This is a genomic window from Kitasatospora cystarginea (assembly GCF_039533515.1).
Classification (GTDB): Bacteria; Actinomycetota; Actinomycetes; order Streptomycetales; family Streptomycetaceae; genus Kitasatospora; species Kitasatospora cystarginea.
The window spans coordinates 1-6343 of record NZ_BAAATR010000101.1 but is presented as its reverse complement, the minus strand read 5'-3'; the positions used below and the strand labels follow the sequence as shown (position 1 = coordinate 6343).

Sequence of the window (6343 nt, the reverse complement as noted above, 5' to 3'; positions counted from 1 at the left end):
AGCGGTCACCGCGCCGGCACAGCTCGACGATCTCGGCCTTGAACTCCGACGTGAACGAGCGGCGAGGGCGCGGCTTCTTCCCCATGCTCTCCATGATGGACATCATCCTTACCGGGACCGAAGCCCCTGATCAGGGGTGTCCGTCAAAGCGAATCAAGCCCACCTGGCGAACGCCAGTGCGGCGGTCGTCTTGCCTAGCCCGGGAAAGGCATCCAGCGCGGCGGCGCCCTTGGCCTCTTGGCCGCCTTGGTCGAGGCATGCGTCGAAGATGTCGTTCAGGTCCTCATGGAGCAGGTCCACCTGTTCGGTCCGGACCGGGCGGAGGCTCGCGTGCCAGCGTCGTCGCCGCCTGTTGTGGTCGGCCAGCGCATCCCCGCTCAGCAGCTTCAGTTGGGCCGTGGTCAGGTTGTCCGGTGGCGTCGGGGCCGTCGCCTCAGCGAATGCGGCGAACCCCTCTTTCTTGGTCAGGGTCAGGTTGTCCAGCCGCAGGTCTCGCCACTGCCGGTCTTCTGTCTCGGCGTGCCGTCGTCGGCTCACAGGTCCTCCAACGCGTCGGCGTAGAAGGTGGCTTCGTCGAACTCCTCGAACCGTGCGTCGACGCAGTCAGCTGGCTCGTCCACGAAGTCGGCCTGGTCGTCGTCCCCGACAAGGAGTTCAGCTGGCCGGCCCGCTTCCTTCACCGCCGGGAGATCTTCCAGTTCGATCCCGAACGCGGCCTGGTCCCGGGCCATCCGCAAGGCCATCCGCCGCTCAGCCAAAGTCATGGCGAAGCCCAGGTTCCAGCGTTCCAGCAACGCCTCGGCCACGAGCCGCTCATTAGGGAAAGAGTGCCGGGCTGCGGCCAGTTTCCAGCCGTATCGGTGGGCGTCTCGGCTCATCGGCATGTCGAGCCCAGGGGCGTGCTCCCAAACAAGGGCGTGCCACTCGCGGTCCAAGTCCCGGAAGTAGACGCGGGTAATGTCGTCGGGGTTGACCTGGAAAGGCCAGAGCCCAGTGCGGTAGGGGCTGGGTCGGCCGTCGTGGTAGAGACCCTCGCCGTTGTAGCGGCGGCCGTTGATCTCGACACCGTAGGGCTGGATGGTCCTCCACTCGGTCTCCAGGAACTCCAGCGCCAAGTACGGGTCCCGCGGGACCTCGATGTAGCTGGCCCGGGCCATCCCGTGCTCGAACATCTGCGCTGGCGACATCCTCAGACCGGGAATGCTTGGCTCGACCAGACCGGAGTGCGGAGCTCTATGGTAGTCCGCGGCTACCCACTGCCGGATCTTGTCCGCGAGCTCGTCCAAGAAGAAGAACGCCTCGTCCTCCGGACTCACACCGCGCGAGAAGATGTCCGGGCCCTTGTAGCCAGGCAGAGCGTGCAACAGATCCTGTCTCAGGGTCTTGAAGAACCGTTCGATCGGCCCTTTGTCGCGGCCAGTCCGGAGCCGAACCGGCTGGATCGAGATCCCCATCCGAGTGCAGACGCTGGTCAAGTGCTCCGACACGAAGATCTTCCCGTGATCCACCACAATCGTTTCCGGGACCAGCGCCGGCCCGGCCCTTCGCGCCATTGGCCCGTCGATCGCGGCCGGATCCACCAGGACCGATCGCGGAATTCCGTGTTCGGGCCAGACGGCCTGGGCTGGCCAGCTCGGCAACACCTTCGGCGGACGGTATGCCTGGTAGAGCACGGCGGCGGCGTCAACCGACTTGGTGGACACCGGCGTCAGACGCAGCCCCGTGATGCAGCGCGTGTACCAGTCCATAGCGACGGTGAGTTCGCAGTTCACCCAGCGCAACGTCATCGGGTCCAACGCGAACACGTCCAGCCGCGTGGTGTCCATCAGCAGGTACTCGCCCGGCCTGGTCGGCCGCAGCTTGCCGTAGGCGCCCTTCGGGCGAGCCGCGATATCCCGATTCCGCTTGGTGCTCAGCCGGAACGTCGGGTGCTGCCGCTCCAGTTCCTCCAGCACCTCATAGCCTTTGCTCCGCCCCGGGATCTCGACGACGCCCGCTCCGAACCGCGCGATCACCCGGGCCCGGGTTCGGTCCAACACTGCCTTGCGCATCGGCTGTGCCTGATCCAGGTGCTCGACCATCACCTCGACTGCGGTCTCCACCCATCGGGGATCGCAGCGCTCCAGCACCGACCGCACTCGGACGGAAGGCGCCAGACCTGCCTCTCCGTCTTGCTGGAAAGCGTGGACCCAGCGTTCGATCGTGCGCGCCGTCACCCCGACCTCGGCAGCCTTCGCCTCGTAGCGGGCCATCAGCGGCAAGGCCGGATCGTATTCCGGGCGAGGCTCCCCGTCACGGGCCAGCTCAGCACTGCCGGACCTGTAGCCCGTACGCACCTCACGGACGTGCTCTGTCCTCTCCCGCAGCCGCTTCCGCTCGGGAAGGCTGAGCGCCGACACAACGACTGAGGCCAGATCCTCATCGTCCGCCGACGACGGTCCTGGACCGTCGGGAACGACCCGAGCTCGGTCAGAGAACAGCAGTTCCTTCACAGCGACCCGCAGCATCCGACCGAGACGGTCTTTCAAAACCACCTCGTTGCCAGCCGCGGTGGCCACCGTCTCAACGACCTCCACCGCCTCACCGTCATAGACCAGCCGGGCGCCCACGCCCAAGCGCACCGTCCCGGCCGTCATCGCGCGCACCGCACGACGTGATCGCCGCTGAGAGGCCGGTCCAATTCGGTGACCAGGCGCCCGGACCAGAGCAGATGGAACACCGCGGCGCGAACCAGCCCCGGATCCCAGTTGGCGACGGCGCCGAATGCCGACTCCAACGTCACGCCGTCCAGATCGGCGCGGCACAGATCCTCCAGAAGACCCGCGTTGAACAGCCAGTCCCTGCGGTAGCCAGCCAAAAAGCGGATGTTGTCCACCTCCGCAGCTGGCGGTTCACTCCACACCTGGTAGCGCCACCCCCGCGCCTCCACGACGGTTCGACACCAGCCGAACGTGAACGCGACCTCGGGGCGAGACAGCCTGTCCGCCGGCTTGACGTCGACCACCACCGGACCAGCGTCGGCGAGCAGCAGAAAGTCGGGGATGTGTCGACGAACCGCTCCATCGACCTGGACCGTCACCAAGAACGGCTGAGCGATGATCCGCGACACTCCCGGATCGAAGTCGGCGTACAGCAGCCGGGCCAGTTCCAGCCGGGACTCGTAGATCACATGCGCTCGCTCGGTCGCGGACCAGTAGGAGCCCGAATAGTGCTTCTGGCCGAGATACCAGCGGAACGTACGCCACGGTCCGGCGGCCAGCAACCTCTCGATGGGCGCCTCAGTGAAGCCACCGTTCACCAGCTCGGCACCGTCTGGATACTTGGCCCGTACGGCCGCCGTAGCAACAAGGTCGTGATCCAGCACCAGGCCCCCATGCGGCACCCCTGATCCAACAGTCGACTCGCAACACACTGCTGACCCGTGAGCTCACAGGGGTACAAGCCGTAGCGATGCCACTCGAACGGGTGATGCTCCTGACCTGCCGATCCACGTGCCACGTCGAATCCGGCCTCTCCTCGACATCGCAGCGCGGATTTCGACATCGAGACGCGGAACCTACACGTCGTGCACTACGAGCGCGGCTAACCGTCCTGCACGAGCCTTATCCAGGGTGAATCGCCGTTGTGGCAGGTCAGAGCTTGATCGCCGTGTCAGGCAAGTCAGGCAAGTTGCTCGACGTTGGGTAGCGCGGCGGGCCGCCGACAGGGATCAGGCCGTCGAGGACGTCGACGACGAACTGGGACGCGGGGCATGGCTTCGAACTCGTCTCGTGAGTCGTCGTTCAGCACCGTGTGCGTTTCAGGTGACGGATGCTCAGCGATGGCTGGGCCTGCCGGTCAGTCGATGCCTTCGATGATGCGGAAGTCGCGCTCGACGCCGTCGGGGAGGGCCACCAGCGCCTTCTGGTATGCCTCGCTCTCGTATGCCGCGACGGCCTGTTCAAAGCTGTCGAACTCGATCAGAACGACGCGTTGCGTGATTCCGGCCTCGTGGGCGACGACTCGACCGCCACGGGACAGGAGGCGCCCGCCCCCAGCCCGGACAGCCGGACCGGCCAGCTTCTCGTAGGCAGTCAGCCTCTCAGGGTCGGAAATGGCGGGGTAGACACTGACCCAGTAGCCCTTAGCCATGGAAACCTCCTGTGTTCGGCCGGACACGTCCGACTTCGAATTGACACTCAGATCGATCGATCCCGGCATGCGCAGGTTAGGGCTTGATGTGCGGTCGAGGGAAAGACCGGTACGGGATAGACTCAGAACGGATCGTTATCAATCGGCAGGGAGGGCACGTGGCGCCGGATACGGTGAGCCTGCGGTACTTCCTGGTGCTGGCGCAGGAGTTAAACTTCACCCGCGCGGCCGCACGGATCGGTATCGCACAGCCCGCACTCAGCGCCCGGATGCGCCGATTGGAGGCGGAACTCGGTACGGCCCTGCTGGTCCGCAACACGCGTAGCGTCGTATTGACCACAGCCGGTGCGGCTTTGGCGGAGTCCGCGCCGCCCGCGCTGGCGGCGCTGGACAGGGCATGGGACACCGCCCGGAGCGCGGCGGCCGGTGAACTGGGCACGCTGCGCATCGGATACAGCCTCAGCGCCGGGGCCGAGACGGCACCGGCCCTGGTGGACAGGCTGATTCGCGGCAACAGCGGACTCGAGGTCGGCGCGGTCCCGATGGCGACACCGGAGATCTCCCCCGCGGTCGCCGACGGCCGCATCGATGCCGGGATCACCCGAGGTGAACAGCCGGGCCGTGGCGTGCGCCGGTTCCTGCTGCGGCGTGCGCGCATCGGGGTCCAGCTGGCGCAGCACCATCCGCTGGCCGAACACCCGGAGATCGAGATCGCCGACGCGGCCGCGTATCCGCTGCGACTCCCGGACCGTGCGGCCAACCCCGTGATCCACGATCAGCTGTCCGCACTGTTCCGAGACACCCGACCACACCCCCGATTCCACACGCCCGCAGTCTCTTTCGACATGTCTCAGCGCGACCTGCGCGACGGGGTCACCCTCGCCCCGGCCGGAGAAGCCGCGGCCACGGCACAACCGGCCGGTCTCACCTGGCGACCGCTGCGGGGCGCGCCCAGCCTGACGTTCCACCTGGTCCTCCCACGCGAGCAGTCGCCACTACACCGCCGCATCCGTGCCGTCGCCAAAACCCTTGCGCACGAGCTGCACTGGCTGCCGGACTGACGCGCAAGAGGTCAAGCGGGACGGACGTCTGCGGTGGCGAGGCCGAAGACCCTGCGCCCGGCGGACTTCGCGGTGATGACGACGACGGCGGTCTTGCTGAATGTCCGACACGACCTCGCTACGCCGGCGGATCAGCATCCGAAAGCCTGAGCACGAACGCGCCTTCGAGGTACCTGCCGAGCGGCTGTACCAAGCACTCCAACGGACCCGAGCCGACTGGGCTGCCGACTGCGCGCGATGGCACCGAGACCACGAACTTGCCTAACAGACCCTTGGATATCAGTCAGAAGGCATCCGCAATCCGCTTGCGGTATATGACTTTTCGCTGTTCAGGCATGGTGTGCGGGGTTGGGCGGCAGGGTTTCGGCGTCGGGTTGTCGAGGTCGGAACGGAGTATGTGATGCCGCCGTCGCCGTTGGGATTGCTGGAGGAGCGTCGGGAGGCCGCTCGGGCGCGGGTGGAGGATCTGGAGGCCGAGTTGGAGCGCCTCGAGGGTGAGCTGGAGGCGGCGAGGGCGGTGTTGGAGCGTCGGGTGGTGGCGGTGGAGGAGCTGGCCGAGGCGCTTGCCCCGGCCGGGGATGTCGCGGGGCCGAAGGGGGCGGTGGTGCGGGTGCCGCCGAAGGGGGCGGTGGTGCCGGCGTGGCGGGAGGGTCTGGATCCGGTGGACGCGCTGGCGCCGGACTACCGTCGGTTGGTGGAGGCGGTAGGGTCCGGCGGGCGGGGCGTTGTCGGCCTGACCATGCGGGAGGTGGCGGTCGCGGTCGGCCGGGAGCCGGTCGCCGCGGTGACGGAGAACCTGCGGCAGAAGGCGAGGCGGCTGGTGGAGCGGGGCTGGCTGGAGGTCGACGGGTCCGGGAGCCGGTTCATGCCGCGGCGGCGGGCCCGGGCCGCGGGGTGCCATTCCGGGCCTGGCGGCGGCGGTGGCGGGCGAGGCGCCGACTCATGACCATGGTCATGGACCACAGGATCACGGCCTGGGCGCTGTCGGCGCGGGTCTCGTAGTCGCGGGCGAGGCGGCGTGTGCGCATGAGCCAGCCGAACGTCCTCTCCGCCACCTAGCCCCGTACTTCGCAGGTCACCGTTTCAGGTCTGTGGCCAGCGGGTTCGGGTGACTTCGATGCCGAGGAGTTCGAGGAGGTGGAGTTGGACGC

At 67.4% G+C, this 6343-nt stretch carries 6 protein-coding genes and 1 pseudogene; 2 read left to right on the top strand and 5 right to left on the bottom strand.

Going from position 1 to position 6343, the window contains the following annotated elements; all coding sequences use genetic code 11:
- Window positions 1-153: 153 nt before the first annotated feature.
- From ABD369_RS39750 to ABD369_RS39735, 4 genes are all read right to left on the bottom strand, one after another.
- A complete protein-coding gene (locus ABD369_RS39750) occupies window positions 154-537 on the bottom strand; it encodes a hypothetical protein (RefSeq protein ID WP_344641520.1) in 384 nt (127 codons plus the stop codon).
- Window positions 534-2636, bottom strand: coding sequence for a Mu transposase C-terminal domain-containing protein (locus ABD369_RS39745; RefSeq protein WP_344641521.1), 2103 nt, complete (start codon window positions 2634-2636; stop codon window positions 534-536). Before ABD369_RS39745 ends, ABD369_RS39750 begins: the two co-directional genes overlap by 4 nt.
- The gene (locus ABD369_RS39740; RefSeq protein WP_344641519.1) at window positions 2633-3364 is read right to left on the bottom strand and encodes a TnsA-like heteromeric transposase endonuclease subunit; all 732 of its coding nucleotides are present in this window, start codon (window positions 3362-3364) and stop codon (window positions 2633-2635) included. Before ABD369_RS39740 ends, ABD369_RS39745 begins: the two co-directional genes overlap by 4 nt.
- Window positions 3365-3837: 473 nt before the next feature.
- Window positions 3838-4131, bottom strand: coding sequence for a DUF1330 domain-containing protein (locus ABD369_RS39735; RefSeq protein ID WP_280703198.1), 294 nt, complete (start codon window positions 4129-4131; stop codon window positions 3838-3840).
- A 158-nt stretch (window positions 4132-4289) separates the two neighbouring features.
- On the opposite strand from ABD369_RS39735, the gene ABD369_RS39730 reads away from it, so the two are divergent.
- Both ABD369_RS39730 and ABD369_RS39725 read left to right on the top strand, forming a co-directional pair.
- Entirely contained in the window at window positions 4290-5192 is a 903-nt protein-coding gene (locus tag ABD369_RS39730) for a LysR family transcriptional regulator (RefSeq protein ID WP_094222930.1), read from the top strand.
- Between the two features lie 400 nt (window positions 5193-5592).
- Window positions 5593-6138, top strand: coding sequence for a hypothetical protein (locus ABD369_RS39725; RefSeq protein WP_344641518.1), 546 nt, complete (start codon window positions 5593-5595; stop codon window positions 6136-6138).
- Here the strand turns inward: ABD369_RS39725 and ABD369_RS39720 are convergent.
- A pseudogene (locus ABD369_RS39720) lies at window positions 6056-6247 on the bottom strand (hypothetical protein); the annotation flags it as partial. The gene ABD369_RS39725 and the pseudogene ABD369_RS39720 overlap by 83 nt on opposite strands.
- Between the last annotated feature and the right edge of the window lie 96 nt (window positions 6248-6343).

Excerpts from the sequence above, each read along its gene's own strand:
- ABD369_RS39745 (WP_344641521.1), bottom strand. The coding sequence starts at position 2,636 with ATGACGGCCGGGACGGTGCGCTTGGGCGTGGGCGCCCGGCTGGTCTAT.
- ABD369_RS39735 (WP_280703198.1), bottom strand. The coding sequence starts at position 4,131 with ATGGCTAAGGGCTACTGGGTCAGTGTCTACCCCGCCATTTCCGACCCT.
- ABD369_RS39725 (WP_344641518.1), top strand. The coding sequence starts at position 5,593 with ATGCCGCCGTCGCCGTTGGGATTGCTGGAGGAGCGTCGGGAGGCCGCT.